The organism is Yoonia maritima (assembly GCF_043641945.1).
Taxonomy (GTDB): Bacteria; Pseudomonadota; Alphaproteobacteria; order Rhodobacterales; family Rhodobacteraceae; genus Yoonia; species Yoonia maritima_B.
On record NZ_JBHZRX010000004.1, the window covers coordinates 434,250 to 456,729 of the forward strand.

Genomic DNA, 22,480 nt, shown 5'->3' on the forward strand with positions numbered 1-22,480 from the left:
TATGTCTATTCCAGTGCAAACCATGCATCCGGATTTACCGGACTTTGCCCTTCCCTGACCTCAAGATAAAGGGGCTGAGCGGCTTCATCGCTCTCATCAGTCTCGTTTTCGGTCAAAATACCGTTAACTTTTGTCGCATCGCCCCCCATCAGCCCCAAAGGAGCACCGGCAGGGATGATTTCGCCAACAGCGCCATAAAGCGTTTCAAGCCCCGCAAACACAAACAGAACATCGGGAGCAGGTTCCAATATGACAACGTTCACGTCGCCCAGCAGTGGACCGCGATACAAGAGCGTGGCAGCAACCGGAGAGGTCACCAGCGCCTGCGGTGCCGCGGCGATATAGACCCCTTCTTTGCCGCCGCCCGCCGATTGAATAATACCTTCAACGGGCAACGGCAGATTGCCTTGTCGCTTTAAGCCTGCTTCTGGATCGGGCAAGTTCGCAGCCAACCCATCAGCGAACGCCCCAAGCGTATCCGAACTGGCCATAATCAACGCTGTTTGAATTGGGTCGTCTTCGAACCGGGTCGGAAGATCACGACGTTCGGACACGGCCTGCCCCAATGCGGCACGCGCTGTTTGGGCCCCAGTTAGACCTTCTTCTAAATTCTCAGCCGCCTCGGCCCGTAGCACGCGCAACTCTTCAAGCTGCAAAAGCTCCGTGCGTAATGCTTCTGCTTCGGACTGCAAACCTTCGGTCACGTCAGCGACCAACATGCCCGCACGCACAGCATCAATAGGCCGCTGTGATTTGCGTCTTGCGACGGGCTCCGGCGTGTTCGAGATCGTCGAAAGCGTGCCCAACAGATGCCCCAAATCCGCACGGCGTGCTGATAGGTCTTCCGCTAGGTCGGCCTCTTGGGACGTTACTTGCCGCAGACCTGATCGGACGGCGGCCAAGCCTGCTTCATAGGCCTGCACCGTTTCCGTCAGCGCCCGAATTTGATCACGCGCGCTGCCAGCTGCTTCGAGACGACCTTGGGCCTCTTGCAGTTGAACAATTGCGTCGCGTGCGGCGTCATCAGCCGATTGACCAAAAGCTGGCAGAGCCAGACAGATCAAAACTACCGCGAGTCTCATTTCTCAATCAGGCTGCGGCCGGTCATTTCGGATGGCAGCTCTAGCCCCATCAGGTCAAGCACAGTCGGCGCGAGATCAGCAAGACGGCCGTCGCGCAGCGTCACGCCCTCTGGCCCACCGACAAGCGCAACAGGCACGGGGTTCAGCGTATGTGCTGTGTGAGGCCCACCTGTTTCTGGATCAATCATAGTTTCACAGTTGCCGTGGTCTGCAGTCACAATCATCGCGCCACCTGCAGCCTTAAGTGCCGACAGCACCTGCCCCAGACCTTCGTCCACAGCTTCGCAGGCTTTGATCCCAGCGTTCAGATCACCAGTGTGCCCAACCATGTCAGGGTTCGCGTAGTTCGTAACGATTAGATCATATCCATCACCAATCGCCTTTACGAAAGCTTCGGTCACTTCGCCCGCCGACATTTCTGGCTGGAGGTCATAGGTCGCGACCTTTGGCGATTTCGGCATAAAGCGATCTTCGCCCGGCGCAGGTTCTTCGATGCCCCCGTTCAAAAAGAACGTCACATGCGGGTATTTCTCGGTTTCGGCCAGACGGAACTGACGAAGCCCGTGTTTCGCAACCCACGCACCCAAAGTGTTTTGGATATCGCGTTTGGGGAACACAGTTTCGAACCAGACATCATGCCGGTCCGAATAGCTGACCATACCCAGAAGGGCGGCCATCTGTGGCTGCTGACGCTCAAAGCCATCAAATTCAGGGTCCGCAATCACCGCGAGGATTTCACGCGCGCGGTCAGACCGAAAGTTCAGGCAGAAATAGCCGTCGCCTTCGGCAAACCCAGTATAGTCACCGATTACAGTCGCAGGAATGAATTCATCCGTCTTGCCCTCAGCATAAGCAGCGGCAATGGCGTCTTGCGGGGTCGCGGCTTTGCCACCCTGCCCGGTTGCCATCGCATCATATGCAGTCTGAACGCGTTCCCAGCGGTTATCACGGTCCATGGCGTAATAGCGGCCAATCACGGTCACGATCTGCGCAGTTGCTGGCAGGCCGTCCTCTAGTTCTTGCATGAATTCTTTTGCAGACGAAGGACTTACATCGCGCCCATCGGTAATGGCGTGGATCACAACAGGAACGCCTGCGTCCGCAAGGGCCTGTGCTGCAGCAATGATGTGGTGGACGTGACCGTGCACACCACCGTCAGACACAACACCCATCAGATGTGCACGCCCGCCGCTGGCTTTCATCTTGGTGATAAAGGCTTGCAAGGCTTCGGCGGTTGCAAAGGTCCCGTCTTCGATTGCCAGCTCGATTTGCCCCAGATCCATCGCGACGACGCGGCCTGCACCGATATTGGTATGCCCGACCTCAGAGTTACCCATCTGGCCACCCGGCAACCCCGCATCGCGGCCATGGGTCAAAAGCTGCGCGTGCGGTCCTTGCATGACCGCATCAAAATTCGGGGTATTCGCAAGTTTCGGCGCGTTGCCCGTGGCGTCTTCACGCAGGCCCCAACCATCAAGAATACACAAGACAACAGGTTTCGGTGCAGACATCAGACAATCTCCGTAAAAGCTTTAGGGCAGGTCTAGCGCAGGTCGATGACAAACAAAACGCCACATCCTCGCTTTGGTCAAAATACTCTCGCCGAAGGCGGAACTACGCCCGGTGGTAAGGACCGCCGGATAGTATGGATGCGGCACGATACAGTTGCTCGGCCAGCATCACCCGAACGAGCATGTGCGGCCACACCATTTTGCCAAAGCTAAGTGACGAATCCGCTTGGGCACGCAAACTGGGGTCGATGCCGTCGGCGCCACCAATCACAAAGGACACGTCTTGGCGGCCTTGGTCACGCCAGCCAGCCAGCATTTTCGCAAAATCAGGGGATGACATGACCTTGCCGCGTTCATCCATCGTGCAGATTAACGATCCGGTAGGGATGGCTTTTTGCAGCAACTGGGCCTCGGCGGGCATACCGCCGCCCTTTTTATCTTCGACCTCGATCAGTTGTGCAGGGCCAAGTGCAAGCGCCCGGCCCGTCCGGTCAAACCGGGTCAGGTAGTCGTCGTAAAGGTCGCGCTCTGGGCCCTGCCGAAGCCGGCCCACTGCACAAATTTGAACACGCATCAGCTTGCCGTTGCGGACCCGGGCTGCCACATCTTTTCAAGCTGGTAGAATTCGCGCACTTCGGGACGGAAGATGTGAACGATGATATCGCCCGTATCGATCAGAACCCAATCGCCAGTGTCTTTACCTTCGATTTTTGAAAAGACGCCGAATTCTTGCTTTACACGTTCAGCCAGCTTTTCCGCCATGGCGGTAACTTGGCGGGATGAACGGCCAGAGGCGATAACCATATAGTCACCCATCTCTGATTTACCGCGCAGATTGATCTGCACGATGTCTTCACCTTTGTCGTCGTCAAGTGACTTGAGAACAGCAGCCAAAAGCGCATCGCTGGTCGCAGTTTTTGGGGCGCTCATCGCTTTGGCCCCTGCGTTGGCAGCATCGGCTGCCGATGTAGAAAGAGACAGAACATTGTCCTCCTTAATATACGCCGTCATGGCCCCGGCGCCGGGCATGCTATAAAACTAGCAACGCCCCACGCATTTTTCAACAAAACTACGAAAGACAGACGCCCATGTCGCGGATTCGCGCGGGGCATGCAATGGCTGAAAGCGTCAAAACAGGCAAGAATACCCTATTTTATGCGGAAAATGGCGGAAACAGCACCCACAGCCCCGCCAATCATGTCAGATTCACGTTTTTCAAAGCCAGAAATCCTAGGCAACCAAAGAACAAGCCACAACCAGTGGGGACCTTGGCCTGCAGCCAAATAAAAGCCGCTTTGCGCTTGATGCATAACTCGCTGCAATTGTGAAAAATATATCATTTTTCGGTCTTATTTTTCGCGCAAAGTTACGCCACGAAATTCCTTATTATTCATCTCAAAATAACTGGACCATCTTCATGTCTCGTACCCGTCACGCGTTGTTTACGCTTATCTCTATGGCCGCACTTTCGGCAACGACAAGCGCCGCACAAGAAAACACCGATCAAGCCAAAATTATCGAAGCACAATACGATATCGAATCTGATGGTGCTGATCGCATTCGTATCGCTGGACAGCTTCGCACACTGACCCAACAGGTCGCTGCCGCATCCTGCGCGCTCACTTCTGATATTGCAGTCGAAGAAGCGCATGATGTCTTGGAGCATGCGACTGCTCAGTTTGATCGCTATATCGTAGCACTGAAAGACGGCGACGAAGGCCTGCACATTTTGCACCCAGAAACCCGTCGCCTGACCATCGCCGATATCGACCATGTTCGTGAAGAGTGGGAGCTGATCCACGGTGCAATCGAATCCATTTTGGCAGATGGCCACGATGTCGAAAGCGCCCACATCATCGACGATCACAATCTAAAACTGCTTGAGCTCACATCGATCCTTTCGTCCGATATCACCAGCCAATACACGCACCCCTTTGAGATTAGCGCAGCCGACGCAATGATGATCGAAATCGCGGGCCGCCAACGCATGCTTACACAAAAGATGGCCAAGGATGCCTGTGAAATTTGGACAGGCTATCACGCTGAAGAAGCCAAAGAAGATCTTGAACAGACAATGAAGATCTTTGAAACATCGCTTCGTGCGCTACGGTTCGGGATGCCAGAGGCGGGAATTCAAGAGGCACCCAACGCTGCGATCCGCGAGGACCTTGACCACCTGCTAGAGCGCTGGGAAACCATCAAAGTCAACGAACAGATTTTGGTTGATGGCGGCACCCTAAACGACGAACAGAAGACCGAAATCTTCCATGATCTCGAAGTCGAACTTGCCGAGCTGGATCACCTTCTCCTCGATTACAAAGATTATGCAGAGCGCGCCCACTAGGGCCGCTTTTGCACTTTTGCCATAGCGCAATTCAAAACATATCCTTCGAAAGGAAACTGACATGCTCGGCCCAATTCATAAAGGCGCGGCGCTCGCTATTTTACTGTCCACAGCGACGACATTGGTCGCGGACGATTTCACCCCTGACGCGACCTTGATCGACGTTCAATACGACATTGAATCGGATGGTGCGGATCGCATTCGCGTCGCTGGCCAATTGCGCACCCTTACCCAACAGGTCGCCGCGGCATCCTGCGCGCTTTCATCCGACATCAGCACTGAAGAAGCCCATAAGGTTCTGACACACGCCACTGAACAGTTTGATCAATATATCTTTGCGCTGCGTGATGGCGATGACGCGCTGCATATCCTTCACCCCGAGACGCGCCGGCGTACGCTTGAAGATATTGCGCATGTCTACGAAGAATGGAGCACGGTGCACGGCGCAGTCGATGCGATTTTGGTTGATGGACATGACATCGAAAGTGCCCATGTCATCGACGACCACAACATGCCCCTGCTTGAGCTAACAACTGTTCTTGCCGCTGATATCGCAGGTCAGTACGCCCACCCTTTTGAAATCACAGCTGCCGACGCGATGATGATTGAAATCGCGGGCCGTCAGCGCATGTTGACCCAAAAGATGGCCAAGGACGCCTGCGAAGTCTGGACAGGCTATCACGCCGAAGAGGCCCGCGCGGATCTTGCCCAGACAGTCACTGTATTCGAGACATCTTTAAAGGCACTGCGTTTTGGTATGCCCGAAGCGGGTCTTCAAGAAGCACCGACAGATAAAATCCGTGACGATCTGGATCACCTTTTGGCCCGTTGGGATACCATAAAAGCCAACGAACAAATCCTGATCGATGGCGGCGAACTGACGACCGACCAAAAGACCGCAGTATTCCATGACCTAGAGGTCGAACTCGCTGAGCTAGACCACCTATTAGACGATTACAAAGAATACGCAGAGCGCACGCATAAACGCTAAGCGCGCGGATCAATAAAGGCCTTGCCATCAGGCAGGGCCAAGACCGCTGGTAGTTTGTCCATTGCTTCAGACAGTGGAACGATGCCCGCGACATCTGTCTTCCATTTGCCACTGGTGAACCGTCCCTGAATTTCGCCGAACGCCTGCGGGATACGGGCAGGATCGACCTGTTTCATCCATTCAGTCAGCCAAAAGCCACCGATCTCTTTGTGTTGGAAAATGAACTGCGGCAATTGCTTTAACACCGGTGCATCGGTCGACAGTTTTCCATAGTTCACCCAGCGCGCACGCGGCGGCATTGCGAAAAACAGATCAGCCGTAAACTGGTCACCAACCGCATCCAGCAGTATGCGCGGAGACAGGGTTTCAAAAACCTTCTGCGCCTGTGACAGCGGATCATCTGCGCTGGTTACGATAACCTCTGCCGCGCCCAGTTCCTTAAGTGCTGCAGCCTGATTTTCGCGTCGCACGACAGCGATTGGTTTAATCCCATAGTCACGGCCCATAGCGATCAACAGCTTGCCCAATTGCGACCCAGCGGCGTTCAGAACGAAACTGTCGGCGCCGCTGTCCTTAACAAGGTCGAACATCGCGATGGCGGTTAACGGGTTCACAAGCTGCCCTGCTGCGTCGACTTCGGCCAGATCAGGACGACAAGGGACCAAGCCAGCAACATCTGCCAGCGCGTATTCCGCCCAAGTCCCAGCACCGCGCGCATAAAAGCTGACGCGTTGCCCGACGAGTGGCGTATCGCCAGCAATCACCTCGCCCACGCCTTCGAAACCTGCGGGCGCGTCTTTGACGCAAGGCTGGCCATATTCACCTTTGATGAAATGGACATCGGACGGATTTACTGCCGCCAAACTCACCTTGATTAACGCTTGGCCTGCCCCAGGTGTCGGCACAGGTACCGTTGAATGTTTTACGAAAGGCGTAAGGTCCGAAATGTTCGGCCCCGTCTGCGTACCTGAATAACCATTAAGTAGCTGGGTCAGCGCTTGCATGTTTTCAGGTACGGTCATTTTGTCGTACTACAAATCAAAGGTTGCGAATACAGGGGCGTGATCGCTTGGCTTTTCCCAGCCGCGCGCATCGCGTAAAACGCGGCTCGAATGCCCGGCATTTTTAATATCTGAAGTCGCCCAGATGTGGTCCAAACGGCGGCCTTTGTCGGCAGCGTCCCAGTCTTTGGCACGATAGGACCACCAGCTGTACAGCTTGCCTTCGGGAACATCATTGCGCGTCACGTCGGCCCAATGGCCAGCATCCATGACCTCTGCGAAGTGTTCGACCTCGATCGGGGTGTGGCTAACGACCTTGAGCAGTTTTTTGTGGTCCCAAACATCATCTTCACGCGGCGCGATATTCAGGTCACCAACAAGAATAGATTTCTCGGGCTTGGCAGCATGGTACGCGTCACGCATATCAGTCAGGTAATCCAACTTCTGGCCGAATTTTTCGTTCACCTCGCGATCAGCGACATCGCCACCAGCAGGTACATAATGGTTATGGATCGTCACGCCGTTTTCCAAACGTCCCGCGATGTGGCGGGCGTGGCCAAGGGTTGCGTAGTCCTCGGCTGCGGCCTCGACCATTGGAATTTTTGAGAAAATCGCAACGCCATTATAGCCCTTTTGGCCACGTGCAACCATGTGAGTGTATCCAAGCGACTGAAACTGTTCGAGCGGGATTTTATCGACCGGGCTTTTGCATTCTTGCAAACACAGCACGTCGGGTGCTTCGTCGCGCATCAGCTTTGCGACAATGTCTTCGCGCAGGCGAACAGAGTTGATGTTCCAAGTAGCAAGGGTAAAGGACATGGCGTTCCGCTCTTTCTTTGGCGTTCCGATTAAGACATCGTGCAGATTGTATATTTAGGCACCATATGTGCACGTCATCGGTGCCACATTCAACCATTAGGTCGTTCGCTAATCTCAGATCCGACATCATCGGATTTGCGCAAGATTTCGCACGCTTTTCGCAAAGACCGGCAATCGACTTTACTTCCCCCGCCCCAAACGGCTGGTTGCGCAAAGACCGCTGGCACAAACCAGTCGATCTGAACAACAGGTAAGGAACTACATCATGAAAATGAAATCAGCTACGCTCGTCGCTTTTGCGTCGCTTTTCGCAATTCAGAACACCGCATTTGCAGAGAGTGCAGCACAAGCACCCGTCGTGGATGACATCATCGCGACGCAACGCGCTGCACTTGCTGAAAATACAAATGGCGTCGGCTTTGGTCCGCAGTCACCACGCGATATTGAACAGGTAGCTGGTACAAACACTCGCGCATTTCAGGCGGCACCGGCCTTTTCTGAAATGAACCTTTGCGACATTCACTTTCATGAAAACGCTGAACACCGCGGCGGCGAATTCACCGAATATGCTGGTAATGGCGACGGCCACGGTTATGGCACAGGCTACAAATACACTGGTGAACTGTCAGACGCCGAACTGGCCCCAATCGACAGCCCTATTGGCGCGACTGAACATGGCGACCTGCAGCCCGGCGATACAATCGAAGTGCACTATGTTTTCTCGACTGCCCAAGCGCAGCCCGGCCCAACATTGGGCACCTGCCTGTCCGACGCGATCAACAATCCACAACTGCGCGTAGAGGCACAGGTGTTTGTTCTAGTGAACGACGCCGATGCGCTGGACTTTAACGAGCTGGCAAAGGTTGAAACAATCGACGGCTTGTTCCAAGCACCGAACATCCCAACGAACACTGGTACAGCCGTCACATATGCCGGTTCTACCACGGGTCCGGGCTACAACGAAAACGGATCACCTTTCCAAGTGACTTGGAACGTTCGCCCGAACGTCGCTCGCGTTGACATCAACACAGTTGGCACATGGTTCGAAGGCAACGTCTTTGAAGAAGATCACGCACACGGCGTGCGTAACCTTGTTGTGAACACTGACCTGCTGTCAGAAATCGCGCAGTAAAATTAAGCGTCGGGGCGTTGGTCTGACCAGCGCCCCAGCATGCCTAATCGAGTGCAGCGGCGGGGCGGACCTGCCCTACTTCAATGCCGCGCCAGTTTTTCAGTACCGGCGACATCCGCGCAATCGCAGCAGGGTGTTTCGCGTCTAGCACACCCAAGTTTACCAATATCGTTGCAATCGCGCATTCGCTCGCACGGGTCGCCCCGTCACGGATTTTCAGCGCGACGCCAAGACGCTTTTCCGGGATAATTGCGACAAACACACCGTCTGCGCCTGTCTTGATCGCGACACGCCCATCCATCGCCCGCATCAGATCAGTGCAGGCACGTGTTTCGCCTGCGACCAGCTCTGGGTAGGCCATCATCGCGTCACGCAGTTTTACTGCTGATGTGCTGCGCAGATCGGACCGATCATGCGCACTTGCGAAAAACGCCATTGCGCGTGCAAGCCCATGTACCGTGCTGGCATGGTTCGGTGCTGAACAGCCATCAATACCATAGGTCGGGCTTATTTCTTGTGTTGTTTCCTCGAATGCGGCTTTGCCTGCCTGCTGAACGGGATGGTCGATTTTTTCGTAATCGGCACCGCCGCCCAGATGTTTATTCAGGGTCAGGAACCCAGCATGTTTACCCGAACAGTTATTGTGGATTTGGCAGGGCTGTTCATTCGCGCGGATCAACGCCTCACGCGCGGGTTTGTCGCCGGGCACTTGTGGGCCACAGCGAAAATCATCATCCGTCATCCCAAGGTCTTTTAACCACGCGCCAACGCGGTCTGTATGAATGGCCGCACCTTGGTGCGACGCACAGGCCAGCGCCAGCTGTTCTTGCGAAAGATGTGCGCCTGCGCCGCTTTCCAGCAATGGCAATGCTTGGATCATTTTGCATGACGAACGCGGAAAGATGACAGCCGACGGATCGCCCCATGCGTTCACAATTTCGCCAGTGTCATCACAAATGACAGCATGCCCCTGATGCACGCATTCTAGCAGTTCCCCACGCCAAACTTCTACCAGATCAACAGGATTTGCCATTCTTTTGCCTTTTTGGATTGTAAATGTCAGAGCGATAGCGCGCGCATCGCAGTTTTGGGGGCTTTCCCCCCAGCTAGTTTTTTTGTTAGAGCTTAGGCTATCGGGTTAATAAAGGTCCTACCAGCCCAAAGGTGCCAACTTTGTGCCAAGGTAGCCAATGGACCGACAAGAGGCAAAGACAGCTTGGAGGCTGCGAGATGATTTTAAATATTGCACGCACGTTTGGCGTTGTAGCGGCACTGGTTTGTGCAAACGCTGCAACCGCACAGGAATCGAGCGAGAACCGCGTCGCAGCGAACACCGACTGGGCCGTTTACGTCGAAAGCGACCCTAAGGAGTGCTGGGCTGTGTCTGCGCCTGTCGAAACTGTAAACTCGCGTGACGGTAACGTAGTATCCGTGCGCCGCGGCGAAATTCAGCTAATCGTATTCTATCGCCCATCTGGCGGCGTAAGCGGCCAAGTGATGTTCGCCGGTGGCTATCCATTCGCAAGCGGATCGACTGTCTCAATGAAAGTTGGCGATACGACCCTTGAAATGTTCACCGAAGGTGAATTTGCATGGCCTGCCAGCGCCGAAGATGACGCAAAATTTGTTGCAGCTATGAAGCGCGGTGCCGATGCTGTTGTAACTGGCCGCTCTGGCCGTGGCACGCAGACACAAGATACCTTTAGCCTACTAGGTTTCACTGCCGCCGTGGAAGAGGCCGCATCCCAGTGCGCTGGCTAAACCCATTGCACTAAAATCCGTGCCTATGGCAGGGATAAATATGTTCTTAAGAAACGGGCTGCTTTTCTTGTGAAAGCGGCCCGTTGCTCTTATATGCAACGCTTGAACCCGATTTGGAGCACCCAATGGACCCCAAGGCCCCCATCACCCAGGACGTCCTGACGATCCCGCGCAAGCTGCCGGATGGTCCGCAAAACATTGTTGGCCTGACCCGCCCTGCCCTGCGCGACGCGTTGATCGCCGCGGGCACAAAGGAAAAGCAAGCCAAGATGCGTGCCGGCCAAATTTGGCAGTGGCTCTACCATTGGGGTGTTCGCGATTTTGATCAGATGACCAATCTGTCAAAAGACTATCGCGCGATGCTGGCCGAAACATTCGTGATTTCCCTACCAGAGGTCGTGACCCGCCAAATATCCGATGACGGTACCCGCAAATATCTGGTCCGCATCGCGGGTGGCCACGAGGTAGAGGTCGTTTATATCCCGGAAACTGATCGCGGGACGCTTTGTATCTCTAGCCAAGTCGGCTGCACGTTAACTTGTTCATTCTGCCACACGGGCACGCAAAAACTCGTCCGCAACCTGACCCCCGGCGAAATCATCGGCCAAGTCATGTTGGCACGCGATGATTTGGGCGAATGGCCAGAACAGGGTGCGCGCAACACTGCCGCCCCCCGTCTTTTGTCGAACATCGTTCTGATGGGCATGGGCGAGCCGCTTTATAACTTTGAAAACGTGCGTGACGCGATGAAGATCGCGCTTGATCCCGAAGGCATCGCGCTATCGCGTCGTCGCATTACGCTGTCTACTTCTGGTGTCGTTCCTGAAATCGCCCGCACTGCCGAAGAAATCGGCTGTCAGTTGGCGGTATCATTCCACGCGACAACAGACGAAGTCCGCGACAAGCTGGTCCCAATTAACAAACGCTGGCCCATCGCCGATCTACTCGATGCGCTACGCGTTTACCCTAAGGCATCAAATTCCGAACGGATCACGTTTGAATATGTGATGCTGGATGGCGTGAACGATTCTGACGAAGACGCGCGGCGCTTGGTTAAACTGATCGAAGGCATCCCAGCAAAAATCAACCTCATCCCATTCAACGAATGGCCCGGTGCACCCTACAAACGTTCGTCAAACAATCGCATTCGTGCGTTTGCTGATATCGTTTATAACGCTGGATATTCATCGCCAGTGCGAAAACCACGCGGCGAAGACATTATGGCAGCATGTGGTCAGCTAAAGTCAGCGACCGAAAGACAGCGAAAAAGTCGCGCACAAATCGCACAAGAGACAGGGCTTTAACGAGATATTCATCGTGTTTCATTAAGCATAACGCATGAAACATATTATGCTCGATTTACCGCCCGAACTTCTTGATGCACTTGAACATGTGGCAGGCCGCGATGAGGTTGCGATTGCCAGCCTTGTCCGGGACGCTGTGCGCAATGATCTGAAACAACGCGCATCCGCGCTAACGAATAGGTCGCTGCGGATGCCGATACATGCACAGCCTGCGCAGCAGTCAACGGCACACGCGATCTAATCAATATGCCCGCCATTCGCTTTCGAATGGCGGGCATAACTTTATGCAAGCAACGCGCGCGCTTCATCCGGTGATAGTGCCGCCGGGCGTTCACACGTCGTTGTCATTTCGACAAACCTACGTTCTTCACCTGCCTTAAGGATGCTGGTCATCACGTCCACCGCATGCACAGCGACGTCGATATTGCAGCGATGCTCACGTCCTTCGGCAATCGCAGTCGCCATATCCGCCAGCCCCGCACAGCGATAGTTTGCGCGTTCGTCTTGGTTCGCCACGCTGAACGGGTGATCCCACGGCTCTACGGTGCTGATTTCTTTGTCTTCGCCACTGATTTCGACGGCACCGCCAAAGAAGTTTGGATCAGGAAGGAAAATCGAACCGTTTTCACCATAGATTTCCATGTGGTCATGACGATGCGCCCAAACATCCCAGCTTGCGCCCAATGTCACAACAGCACCGTTTTCGAATTCAAGCAGCGCCTGAATGTTCGTCGGCGTTTCAACCGGTACTGTTTCACCAAGGCGATCACCGTTACCGATGGTCCGTGTCGCAAAGGTTGCCGTGGCAAGCGCAGTGACCGACTTTACCGGTCCAATCAGCTGGATCAGGTTGGTGATGTAATACGGACCCATGTCCAAAACCGGACCACCGCCCGGTTTAAAGAAAAAGTCCGGGTTCGGGTGCCATGCTTCCATGCCATGCCCCATCACGTGGCAAGTACCACCGATGATGCGCCCGACCTTGCCAGCATCAATCTGCGCGCGCGCCAGCTGATGTGCACCGCCAAGGAACGTATCGGGGGCCGAACCAACGCGCAGACCTTTTGACGCCGCCAGATCGCGTAACTGCTTGCCCTCGTCCAATGACAGCACTAGCGGCTTTTCAGAATAGGCATGTTTGCCTGCCTCAAGGATCTGTTTTGTGACCGCAAAATGCACGTCAGGGATGGTTAGGTTCACGACAACGTCAATGTCATCTGCCTTTAGCAAATCATCGACAGTTTCTGCACGTACGCCGAATTCTTCTGCACGTGCGTTGGCTGCGTCCATGTTGATGTCGGCCACGGCCTTCACGTCCAGCGACTTAAACAGTGGGGCCAGTTTCAAGTAGGAGGTTGAGATGTTGCCGCATCCAATGATGCCTACGCCAAGTTTTGTCATGGTAACCTCTTAGAATTTTTGGATGGTGGCCAAGCTGCGCCGTGCAAAGCGCGCGTGGTCTTTGGGATTGTCATGTTCAACGACGTAGTGATCAACGCCAGTTTCTTGCAGCGCAGCGTGAATCGGCGCCCAATCTTGAACGCCATGGCCCACGTCGGCCCAGCCATCTTCGTCAGCGTTTTCACCTGCTGGCGCGATATCTTTGATATGTGCTGCGGTAATGCGGCCCGCGTATTTGTTGATCCATTCAACCGGGCTATGCCCAGCGCGCAGAACCCAGCCAAGATCAAGTTCAAGCATCAGATCGTCAGATGCCGCAGCAATCAGATCAAGAGGCAGGTCGCCTGTTTCTGTACCGACAAATTCAAAGTCATGGTTGTGCCAACCAAACACAAGCCCTGCGTCTTGAAACGGCTTGCCCGCTTCGGCCAAACGCGCACCAAACGCAGCCCAACCAGCGGCATCCTTGGGGCGATCATCGGGCATAACAAATGGCACGATAACCTTGGTCGTACCTAAGTCCTTGGCAACCGCGATCATGTTCGCGGCGTCATCTTCGGCCATATCCAGCCCGATATGGGTACTGGTCATTTTCAGACCAGTCGCGTCCAAACCGGCCTTTAGACCGTCAATATCACCAAATAGACCACCATAGCCTTCGACCTCTTTAAAGCCCGTTTCAGCAAGCATCGTAAGCGTATCACCCAGCGGCGGGAAATTCCGTGAGCAGAAGAGTTGATAAGAAATCTGTGTCATCTTGAGTTCCTTGTTTAGGCGTAGGTCGCGCTATGCAGGTCGCGTAGCGTGAAATTTGGTTTGTCATCTGGGTTGCTTGGCGTGAACTGAACCACCTTGGTTTGCCCCGGTAGCAACGTGAAAGCGTTGTCATCACAACGCCCCGGCACGTCCGCCTCGACCGCGACGAACAGCGCGAGGGTATCCGCAGTGATCGTAATCATATTGCCATCCACGCTGTACAGCAGGTTGGCCGCAGGCAGATCATAGTCCTTGTAGGGTTTAGGCGCGAAGGTATCGCTGCCCTTGGTGCCGTCCGATACTTCCCATTCATAGTGCAGCATTTCGTCTGCGCGCAGATCACTGGCCGACACGGTCAGGACATCGACAGCGGTTTGCGCGACTGACGCACCACCTGCGCCCAGTTCACGCAAAGCCCCGGTCATATCAACCCCGTAGACTGTTACGGTCACATCGCAGGCCTCTGGCATGTCGTTTATCGCACGCAGTACGAATTCCCCCTCCTGCGGTACTGCCGTCACCAGAACGGGCGCATAGAAGTCGCGCGCCATGTGGTGAAGCAGCTTCCAATCGCCGCCATGGTCCAACGACGCCCATGAACAAACTGGCCATGTGTCGTTTAGCTGCCAGATTAGCGTCCCCATGCAGCGCGGTTTCAAGCTACGCCAATGTGTGACGGCAGTCTTAATCGCCAGTCCCTGCTGGACTTGGGACATATAGACAAAGTCGTCAAAGTTCTTCGGCCAACGGAAGTAGCGGAACATCGTTTCCGCAATACGCGCATTGCCGCCTTCGTTCTTTTGATGGCTTTCCAAGACGGGTGCTGCGATGTTCTGGTCCGCCTCACCCGCGAATTTACGCACGGCGTTCATTGACGGATAGCTTTGGAAACCGAATTCGGAGCAGAAGCGCGGGCTTACATCGCGGTAGTGTTCAAAATCGCGCCCTTCGTGCCAGACCGACCAGAAATGCATGTCGCCTGATCCATCATCGTGCCAAGCATCGCCAAAGTTCATTGGCCCCGGTGAAGGCGAAGACGGCCACCAGATCGCCGTTGGATCAGTTTCCAAAAGTTGTGTTTCGATGGCGCGGTTTAGCCGGTCGTAGTTGACCAAATATCGATCGCGGTCGTTGATGCTGCAGTCATACCAACCCAGCGCGCCGATCAGTTCATTGTCGCCACACCAGACCGCGATGCACGCGTGATGATGCATCCGCGCGACGTTGTCTTTGATCTCGGCGCGGACCTCATCCAGATAGTCGTTATCGGATGGGTAAAGGTTGCAGGCGAACATAAAGTCCTGCCAAACTAGAAGGCCCAGTTCATCGCACGTATCATAGAACGAAGTCGGCTCATACCGACCGCCGCCCCAAATACGGACCATGTTCATATTCGCATCGACTGCCGACTGCAGCAAGTCGCGTGTCTTTTCTTCGGTAATCTGGCCGGGCAATGCGTCAGCCGGAATCCAGTTGGCACCTTTGCAGAACACGTCGCGACCGTTGATGCGGAACTTAAATGCCAGCCCCGCCTCATCCGTTTCGGTCACAAGCTCCATCTTACGCAAACCGATCCGACGATGCGCCGTAGCGGTACCTGCTGTCACGGTCAGATCGTATAGGGGTTGGTCGCCCTGATCGGCGGGCCACCACAGATTTGGATCTTCGATCTGGACCGTCAACGTGCAACTGCCATTTTCGGCGACACCTGTCACAGTTTGCCCGGAAATCGTGGCCGACACTTCGCCAGTATAATTTGCCGTATGAACGGTCACACCGAGCATCACCGCACCATCAGCGTGTTCTTGGGTAATCGCTAACCGGTCAATTCGCGCGGTTTGCGATCGCTCAATCGCCATAGTGCCGTATATGCCGAATGGTGCTAGCGCGATGTTCCAATCCCAACCGAAATCACAGGCTGGTTTGCGTAGCATATTCCCATCCGGGATTGGGCAGTTCTTGCTGATGGGCAGCGGGAAAGGATGCGCAGCCTGCTTTTGCCCACCCGCCACAACTGGCGAATGGAAGGTGATGCTGATCGTGTTTGTCCCTACCCTTGCGACCTCTGACAATGGCACGCGATAGGTTCGAAACGCGTTCTCTGCCTCTAGCACGACTTGATCGTTGACGCTGACCGTCACAACAGTGTCGACCTCGGACAGCACCAAATCTATATCGATTTCGGAAACGTCGAAATTTCGCGTGATCGTCCAGTCACGCTCGCAAATCCAACGCAGTTCATATTCGTTGCGCCCCCAATACGGATCAACAATGAGCCCTGCCTCATGCAGCGCGGTGATCCCATCGGTGGGCAGATGCATTGCACAGGTGTAATCGCCGCTGTCATCCGACAGCGACCATTCACCAGCCAAGTTTAGATGTGTCACAGACGATCCTCTGATGCTTTGTCAAAGAGCGACGCGCGCGATGGGTCGATCCCGATAGAGATTTTTTCGCCGTCACGAACGCGTGCCTGACCATCCATCCGAATACGGAAACTGTGCTTGCCCAGTTTCGCGTAAACAAGCGTGTCAGAGCCCATCGGTTCGACCAGATCAACGTCGACTTCGAATTGCAGTGGCGCGTTGCGAACCAATTCACCCGTCACAACATGCTCTGGACGGATACCGATGATCGCTGGTCGGTCAGCCGTCTGCGGCGCACCAAATTCATAGCCATTCATCGGCATAACCATATCGTCGACTTTGAATTCTCCAGCCTCAAGCCGGCCTTCCAAGAAGTTCATCGACGGGCTGCCGATAAAATCCGCCACATACAGGTTGCGTGGTTGGTTATAGATCTCATCAGGACTGCCCAACTGCATGATCTTACCGCCCTTCATGACGGCAATACGGTCGGCCAGTGTCATGGCTTCGACCTGATCGTGGGTCACGTAGATCATAGTGTTTTGCAGTTGGTTATGCAGGCGCTTTAGCTCGACCCGCAGGTCAACACGCAGTTTGGCATCAAGGTTTGACAAAGGTTCATCGAACAAGAACACATCAACATCGCGGACCAAAGCACGGCCAATGGCAACACGCTGCCGCTGACCACCGGACAAGGCTCCCGGCTTGCGGTCAAGCAACGGCTCAATCTGCAAGATTTCAGCCGCCCGCGCGACACGCTTTTCGATCTCGTCCTTTGGGACCTTTGCGTTTTTCAGACCGAACGAGAGGTTCCCTTTCACACTCATCTGCGGGTAAAGCGCGTAGGATTGGAACACCATGCCGATGCCCCGCTCTGACGGCTCTGCCCAAGTGACGTTCTTGCCTTTGATGAAAATCTGCCCATCGGTGACTTCTAGCAAGCCGGCGATGCAATTCAGCAGCGTTGACTTACCACAGCCGGATGAACCTAGCAGCACAAGGAATTCACCCTCGTCGATGTCTAGGTTCAGGTTTTGCAGCACCTTAACGGCGCCAAATGACAGGTCGAGGTTTTTGATTTCTACAGAGTTAGTCATGTTTTATCAGCCTTTGACAGCGCCGGCAGCGATGCCGCGTACGAAAAGTTTGCCAGAGGCAAAGTAAATGACGAGAGGAACAAGTCCGGTCAGCAACGTGGCTGCCATGTTCACATTGTATTCCTTCACGCCCTGCACAGAGTTCACGATATTGTTCAGCTGCACGGTCATCGGATACCGATCAGGCGAAGAAATATACGTCACACCGAACAAGAAGTCGTTCCAGATACCTGTCACCTGAATGATCAAGGACACGACAAAGATCGGTAGCGACATGGGCAACATGATCCGAAAGAAGATCGCCCAAAAACCAGCGCCATCAACGCGGGCGGCTTTGAATAACTCTTCGGGAATCGAAGCAAAGTAGTTGCGGAACAATAGCGTGTTGATCGGCATCCCAAAGGCCACGTGCACAAGCACCAGACCTGTCAGTGAACCGTACAGACCAGCCTCGCGCAGCATGATCACGATTGGGTACAGCATGACCTGATATGGAATGAACGCGCCGATCATCAGGATGCTAAAGAACACCTCTGATCCTTTGAATTTCCACATCGACAGGGCGTAGCCATTCACACTGGCCACAGCGACCGAGATAATCACCGAAGGGATCAGAATACGTACTGAGTTCCAGAAACCGCGGGACAGGCCGTCACAGTTGATGCCTGTACAGGCTTCTGCCCAAGCTTTGACCCAGGGCTGAAAAGTGATCTCCAATGGTGGGGCAAAGATGTTGCCGACCTGAATTTCAGGCATCCCCTTTAGGGACGTCACGATCATCACGTACAGCGGAAGCGCATAATAAATCGCAACAACGATCAATGTGCCATACAGCATGATATTCGTGCGGCTTAGCGCCTTGCGTGGCTTTGGCCCGCGTGGTTCGCTTAGTTCGTTTTTGACTGCGTCTAACGCGACAGTCGTAGCAAGTGTTCCGGGATTAGCCACGCTTCTTCCCTCCGAATTCAAGGATTGCCCAAGGCACAAGGATGATGACCACAGTCACCAGCATCATCGTGGATGCGGCGAAACCCTGACCAAGATTCTGACCACCAAACATTGCGGTCATGACGTATTTTGCTGGCACCTCAGAACTAATACCCGGCCCTCCAGAGGTCTGGGCCACAACAAGGTCATAGAGCTTCACAATCCCCGAAGCGATCAACACAAGCGACGTCACAAAGACGGGACGCATCATTGGAATGATCACGCGGATATAAGTTTTTACGGTGCCGATCCCGTCAACACGGGCGGCTTTCCAGATGTCTTCGTCGATGCCGCGCAGGCCAGCGAGCATGATACACATGATCAGCCCGGTTCCCTGCCATAGCCCCGCAATCAGCAGGCCAAACATGACGATTTTTGAGTTATTCAAAGGATCAAACGTAAAGCTTTCCCAACCCATCCCGCGAACAACACTTTGCAGGCCCAATTGAGGGTTCAAAATCCATTGCCAGACAAGCCCCGTCACAATGAACGACAGCGCAAAGGGATAAAGAAAGATGGTACGAAGAACGCCTTCGCCACGGACCTTGCGGTCAAGTAATGCAGCCAGCGTAAAGCCGATCACAAGTGTCCCTATCAGCGAGCAAACCCCGTAAATCGCAAGGTTCTCGATAGAAACAAGCCACTTTCGGCTGTTCCAAAGGCGTTCGTATTGATCAAGACCATCCCAGCGTAAACGCGGAAGCAGACCCGAGTCTGTGAATGAATAGACAATGGTCCAAATCGTACCCCCCAAGAAAACAATGAGTGCGGTAAACACCATCGGCAGCGATGCAAGCTTGGCCGAAATGTTCTTGAAAGCGCGTACGGGTTTATGGCTTGGCCCACCCTGCTCGGTTTGTGCACCGGCATGCGTGGCTTCGGAAAGCGCCATCTTCTCCTCCCTAGATTGGAATGGCTACACTGCGACACAGGCCCCCCAAAAAAGGAGGGCCCATGCACTTTTAGCATGTGACGATTTTAGTCAGCGTCAGCGATGATAGCTGCGTACTGCTCCTGCACTTCGGCAGGTGTCATGGAAGGAGTATTCCAGAACTCAGTCATCAGATCGTTCAGCTGTGTCGTTGTGTCAGGTGAAATCAGTGTTTCACCAGCAGGCAGAATGTTACCTGCAGCCAACAGATCTAGACCCTTTTGTGTACATTCGTTCACTGTTGTCAGGTCAACGTCACCACGAATTGGCAGCGAGCCCTTGGCAGAGTTGAATGAAACTTGAACAGGTGGAGACAGCAGCATTGCAGCCAGTTCTTTTTGGCCAGCAGTGATTTCTGCATCGTCAACAACTGGGAAGTAGAATGCATCACCGCCAGTTGACAGGATAGCAACCTCACCCAGACCAGGCAGACATGAATAGTCTGTTCCAGCAACTTCACCGGCAACAGCGAATTCGCCCTGCGCCCAGTCACCCATGATCTGCGCACCAGCAGTGTCGTTGATCACTGCAGCTGTCGCTTGGTTCCAGTCCTGAACGTTCAGGCCAGAAGATAGTTCACGTGCTGCGCCAAAAGCTTCGAAGACGCGTGCGTATTCTGGGCCCATCACGACGTCAGCGTTTTTGTCGCGGTTCACAGCAAGCCATGCTTCTTCACCAGCCAGTGCAACAGCCATCACGCCAAACGCGCCGTTCTGCTGCCAAGACTGACCGCCCATTGCCAGCGGTGTAATTCCCGCAGCTTGCAATGTTGGTGCAGTTTCAGTGAACTCAGTCCAGTTTGTTGGAACCGGCACGCCAGCTTTTTCATAGGCACCGTTCGACAGCCACATCCACTGCCAAGAGTGAATGTTCACAGGCGCGCAGTAAATGCGACCGTCAACTGTACACGCATCCAAAAGGGTTGGTGGGTTTACAATGTCAGCCCAGCCTTCAGCTTCGGCAACATCTGTAAGATCAAGAAGCAGACCTGCTTCGATCAATTCTTCAGCCTGACGACCGTGGTTAAATTGAAACGCTGCGGGTGGATCGCCACCGATGATGCGGCTGACCATAATCGGACGCGCAGTATCGCCTCCACCAGCGATTGCCCCATCAATCCATTTGTTTCCAGAAGCGTCCCAAGCCTCGGCAAATTTAGCAACAGCTGCTGCTTCTCCGCCGGACGTCCACCAGTGCATAACCTCCAATTCGACCGCTGACGCGGAAGATGCACTGACGATAGCCGAAAACGCCATCAATTTGGTTGTCAGTTTCACGATTCTCTCCTCCCTGGTTCTAAATCGTTGTAGAAAAGCCTATATCGTTTTAGATTGACCTCGCAAGAAAAATTAAGACATTGTCTGCAAAACGCGATGGCGATAAGAACAACAGCCTGAATCTAAACAGGTTTAAAGAGTAAACCAGCAGTTTCTGGGAGGAGATTTCGCTGGACGTCACCTCAAGAATGGGAGGAAAAACATCATGCCACGGAACAAGGCAACGCCTGAAACGGCGGCTGATGCAACACCCGAAGGCGGTAAGCCGACGCTTAAAACCATCGCACGCATAAGCGGTCTTGCTGTCCCAACAGTATCACGTGCGTTGAACGACGCCCCCGATATTGGCAACGAAACCAAGAAGCTGGTCCGCGCGATCGCGAGCGAGATTGGGTATGTTCCAAACCGCGCTGGCGTGCGCCTGCGGACGGGGCGAACGAACGTCATCAGCCTTGTTATGTCGACAGAGCACGACATGATGGCGCACACCGCGCGACTGATTTCATCGGTGGCAAGCGGCCTGCGCAATACGCCTTTCCACTTGGTCGTAACACCGTTCTTTCCGGACCAAGACCCGATGGAGCCGGTGCGCTACATCGTTGAAACGGGATCAGCGGATGCTGTGATTATCAATCAGATCCAGCCAAAAGATCCGCGCGTCCAATACCTGATGGAGCGGCGCTTTCCCTTCGCTACCCACGGTCGATCGGAATGGGCAGATCGCCACGCCTATTACGATTTTGACAATTGCGCATTTGGCGAACAGGCAGTGCACAAGCTTGCTTCGCGCGGGCGCAAGAAAATCTTGCTGATCGCCCCCCCTGCGGCACACAACTATGCACAACATATGATCTTGGGGACGCGTAAAGCAGCCGCAGAATGCGGCGCGGAACTGATCGTTGCCGAAACCGTCACCAGTGACAGTTATATCAAAGATATCGTCGCATATGTCAGTGAAACACTGGCGGCCAATCCTGACATCGATGCGATTATTTCGGCGTCAACCGCATCGGCAATGGCCGCTGTTGCCGGCCTTGAACAAAACGGTGCGCAAGTTGGTAAAGAAATCGACGTTTTTACCAAAGAGGCAGTACCGTTTCTAAAACTGTTCCGCGCCGATATTCTGACCACGGCCGAACAAGTTGGCGCAGCCGGCGAGTTTTTGGCGAAAGCGGCGATACAAGCAATCCGTGCGCCAAACGACCCACCGATGCAGCATCTTGAAATCCCGTCAGAGAACGGAAACTAGCGCCCCAATAATGTCGGGGACTGGCTGGTCAATCGACACACAGGCGTCGGGCGTCGCTGGGATCTCAAGTGCCGCAAACTGACTGTCCAACAGGCTGGTCGGCATATAGTGATTTTGCCGCACAGAAAGCCTAGCAGACACAACTTCGTATGGTGCGTCTAAATAGGCAATTTGCAGGTCTGGCACTGCCGCACGCAAATAGTCACGATAGCTACGTTTCAGCGCCGAACAGGCAAACACGGTAATCTGATCTTGCCGCGACGCGTTTACCGCCGCAGCAAGTTGGTCAAGCCAAGGCCAACGCATATCATCCGTCAACGGGTAGCCAGCTGCCATATGGTCGACGTTGCCTTTGGGGTGATAGTCATCACCATCCAAAAACACGCCCCCCAATGCACTGGCCAATCCTGCCGCAATGGTGGATTTACCAGCACCCGACACACCCATGACCATGATTGCCTTGTGCATCAA

Annotated in this window: 23 protein-coding genes; 8 read left to right on the forward strand and 15 right to left on the reverse strand. The window is 54.3% G+C overall.

Annotated features, from left to right (window positions below):
• Nucleotides 1-5: 5 nt before the first annotated feature.
• From ACHUEV_RS11705 to rsfS, 4 genes are all read right to left on the reverse strand, one after another.
• A complete protein-coding gene (locus ACHUEV_RS11705; protein ID WP_394180036.1) occupies nucleotides 6-1,082 on the reverse strand; it encodes a murein hydrolase activator EnvC family protein in 1,077 nt (358 codons plus the stop codon).
• Nucleotides 1,079-2,593: a 2,3-bisphosphoglycerate-independent phosphoglycerate mutase gene (gene gpmI / locus ACHUEV_RS11710; protein WP_394180038.1), complete on the reverse strand. Its 1,515-nt coding sequence runs from the start codon at nucleotides 2,591-2,593 to the stop codon at nucleotides 1,079-1,081. Before gpmI ends, ACHUEV_RS11705 begins: the two co-directional genes overlap by 4 nt.
• A 103-nt stretch (nucleotides 2,594-2,696) precedes the next feature.
• Nucleotides 2,697-3,167, reverse strand: coding sequence for a 23S rRNA (pseudouridine(1915)-N(3))-methyltransferase RlmH (gene rlmH, locus ACHUEV_RS11715; protein ID WP_394180040.1), 471 nt, complete (start codon nucleotides 3,165-3,167; stop codon nucleotides 2,697-2,699).
• Nucleotides 3,167-3,622: a ribosome silencing factor gene (gene rsfS / locus ACHUEV_RS11720; RefSeq protein ID WP_394180042.1), complete on the reverse strand. Its 456-nt coding sequence runs from the start codon at nucleotides 3,620-3,622 to the stop codon at nucleotides 3,167-3,169. Before rsfS ends, rlmH begins: the two co-directional genes overlap by 1 nt.
• 86 nt (nucleotides 3,623-3,708) lie before the next feature.
• Between rsfS and ACHUEV_RS11725 the strand changes: the two genes are divergently transcribed.
• The 3 genes from ACHUEV_RS11725 to ACHUEV_RS11735 all read left to right on the forward strand — a co-directional run bounded on the left by ACHUEV_RS11725 (nucleotide 3,709) and on the right by ACHUEV_RS11735 (nucleotide 5,928).
• A complete protein-coding gene (locus tag ACHUEV_RS11725; protein WP_394180044.1) occupies nucleotides 3,709-3,921 on the forward strand; it encodes a hypothetical protein in 213 nt (70 codons plus the stop codon).
• An 89-nt stretch (nucleotides 3,922-4,010) separates the two neighbouring features.
• Nucleotides 4,011-4,937: a type IV pili methyl-accepting chemotaxis transducer N-terminal domain-containing protein gene (locus ACHUEV_RS11730; RefSeq protein WP_394180046.1), complete on the forward strand. Its 927-nt coding sequence runs from the start codon at nucleotides 4,011-4,013 to the stop codon at nucleotides 4,935-4,937.
• 61 nt (nucleotides 4,938-4,998) lie between these two features.
• Nucleotides 4,999-5,928 carry a type IV pili methyl-accepting chemotaxis transducer N-terminal domain-containing protein gene (locus tag ACHUEV_RS11735; RefSeq protein ID WP_394180048.1) on the forward strand — a complete coding sequence of 310 codons (930 nt, stop codon included), beginning with the start codon at nucleotides 4,999-5,001 and terminating at the stop codon, nucleotides 5,926-5,928.
• Here the strand turns inward: ACHUEV_RS11735 and ACHUEV_RS11740 are convergent.
• Nucleotides 5,925-6,950 (reverse strand): zinc-binding dehydrogenase, encoded by a 1,026-nt coding sequence (locus ACHUEV_RS11740; protein ID WP_394180050.1) that lies wholly within the window; start codon nucleotides 6,948-6,950, stop codon nucleotides 5,925-5,927. The two genes, ACHUEV_RS11735 and ACHUEV_RS11740, sit on opposite strands and share 4 nt — an antisense overlap.
• Nucleotides 6,951-6,959: 9 nt before the next feature.
• Nucleotides 6,960-7,748 carry an exodeoxyribonuclease III gene (locus ACHUEV_RS11745; RefSeq protein WP_394180052.1) on the reverse strand — a complete coding sequence of 263 codons (789 nt, stop codon included), beginning with the start codon at nucleotides 7,746-7,748 and terminating at the stop codon, nucleotides 6,960-6,962.
• Between the two features lie 265 nt (nucleotides 7,749-8,013).
• Here ACHUEV_RS11745 and ACHUEV_RS11750 point away from each other — a divergent pair, with 265 nt between their 5' ends.
• On the forward strand, nucleotides 8,014-8,880 hold the full coding sequence (locus tag ACHUEV_RS11750; protein WP_394180054.1) for a delta-class carbonic anhydrase: 867 nt from the start codon (nucleotides 8,014-8,016) through the stop codon (nucleotides 8,878-8,880).
• A gap of 43 nt (nucleotides 8,881-8,923) precedes the next feature.
• Here ACHUEV_RS11750 and ACHUEV_RS11755 read toward each other — a convergent pair whose 3' ends face one another.
• A complete protein-coding gene (locus ACHUEV_RS11755; RefSeq protein WP_394180056.1) occupies nucleotides 8,924-9,913 on the reverse strand; it encodes an asparaginase in 990 nt (329 codons plus the stop codon).
• A 197-nt stretch (nucleotides 9,914-10,110) separates the two neighbouring features.
• On the opposite strand from ACHUEV_RS11755, the gene ACHUEV_RS11760 reads away from it, so the two are divergent.
• From ACHUEV_RS11760 to ACHUEV_RS11770, 3 genes are all read left to right on the forward strand, one after another.
• Nucleotides 10,111-10,641, forward strand: a complete 531-nt coding sequence (locus tag ACHUEV_RS11760) for an invasion associated locus B family protein (protein WP_394180058.1) — start codon at nucleotides 10,111-10,113, stop codon at nucleotides 10,639-10,641.
• Nucleotides 10,642-10,766: 125 nt separating this feature from the next.
• Nucleotides 10,767-11,945 (forward strand): dual-specificity RNA methyltransferase RlmN, encoded by a 1,179-nt coding sequence (rlmN, locus tag ACHUEV_RS11765; protein WP_106357945.1) that lies wholly within the window; start codon nucleotides 10,767-10,769, stop codon nucleotides 11,943-11,945.
• Nucleotides 11,946-11,979: 34 nt separating this feature from the next.
• Nucleotides 11,980-12,186 (forward strand): hypothetical protein, encoded by a 207-nt coding sequence (locus tag ACHUEV_RS11770; RefSeq protein ID WP_394180060.1) that lies wholly within the window; start codon nucleotides 11,980-11,982, stop codon nucleotides 12,184-12,186.
• 41 nt (nucleotides 12,187-12,227) lie between these two features.
• Here the strand turns inward: ACHUEV_RS11770 and ACHUEV_RS11775 are convergent, their stop codons facing one another.
• From ACHUEV_RS11775 to ACHUEV_RS11805, 7 genes are all read right to left on the reverse strand, one after another.
• Entirely contained in the window at nucleotides 12,228-13,346 is a 1,119-nt protein-coding gene (locus ACHUEV_RS11775; protein ID WP_394180062.1) for a Gfo/Idh/MocA family protein, read from the reverse strand.
• A gap of 9 nt (nucleotides 13,347-13,355) precedes the next feature.
• Nucleotides 13,356-14,102: a sugar phosphate isomerase/epimerase family protein gene (locus ACHUEV_RS11780; protein WP_394180064.1), complete on the reverse strand. Its 747-nt coding sequence runs from the start codon at nucleotides 14,100-14,102 to the stop codon at nucleotides 13,356-13,358.
• 14 nt (nucleotides 14,103-14,116) lie between these two features.
• On the reverse strand, nucleotides 14,117-16,489 hold the full coding sequence (locus ACHUEV_RS11785; RefSeq protein ID WP_394180066.1) for a beta-mannosidase: 2,373 nt from the start codon (nucleotides 16,487-16,489) through the stop codon (nucleotides 14,117-14,119).
• Nucleotides 16,486-17,565 carry an ABC transporter ATP-binding protein gene (locus ACHUEV_RS11790; RefSeq protein ID WP_394180068.1) on the reverse strand — a complete coding sequence of 360 codons (1,080 nt, stop codon included), beginning with the start codon at nucleotides 17,563-17,565 and terminating at the stop codon, nucleotides 16,486-16,488. The genes ACHUEV_RS11785 and ACHUEV_RS11790 overlap by 4 nt, the downstream gene beginning before the upstream one ends.
• 6 nt (nucleotides 17,566-17,571) lie before the next feature.
• Nucleotides 17,572-18,513, reverse strand: a complete 942-nt coding sequence (locus tag ACHUEV_RS11795) for a carbohydrate ABC transporter permease (protein ID WP_394180070.1) — start codon at nucleotides 18,511-18,513, stop codon at nucleotides 17,572-17,574.
• A complete protein-coding gene (locus ACHUEV_RS11800) occupies nucleotides 18,506-19,333 on the reverse strand; it encodes a carbohydrate ABC transporter permease (protein ID WP_394180193.1) in 828 nt (275 codons plus the stop codon). The genes ACHUEV_RS11795 and ACHUEV_RS11800 overlap by 8 nt, the downstream gene beginning before the upstream one ends.
• Before the next feature lie 197 nt (nucleotides 19,334-19,530).
• Nucleotides 19,531-20,760, reverse strand: coding sequence for an ABC transporter substrate-binding protein (locus ACHUEV_RS11805; protein WP_394180072.1), 1,230 nt, complete (start codon nucleotides 20,758-20,760; stop codon nucleotides 19,531-19,533).
• 205 nt (nucleotides 20,761-20,965) lie between these two features.
• Between ACHUEV_RS11805 and ACHUEV_RS11810 the strand changes: the two genes are divergently transcribed.
• Complete coding sequence (locus tag ACHUEV_RS11810; RefSeq protein WP_394180074.1) at nucleotides 20,966-22,009, forward strand: LacI family transcriptional regulator; 1,044 nt, start codon at nucleotides 20,966-20,968, stop codon at nucleotides 22,007-22,009.
• Here the strand turns inward: ACHUEV_RS11810 and ACHUEV_RS11815 are convergent.
• Nucleotides 21,992-22,477: a gluconokinase gene (locus ACHUEV_RS11815; protein ID WP_394180076.1), complete on the reverse strand. Its 486-nt coding sequence runs from the start codon at nucleotides 22,475-22,477 to the stop codon at nucleotides 21,992-21,994. The genes ACHUEV_RS11810 and ACHUEV_RS11815 overlap by 18 nt on opposite strands.
• Nucleotides 22,478-22,480 lie beyond the last annotated feature (3 nt).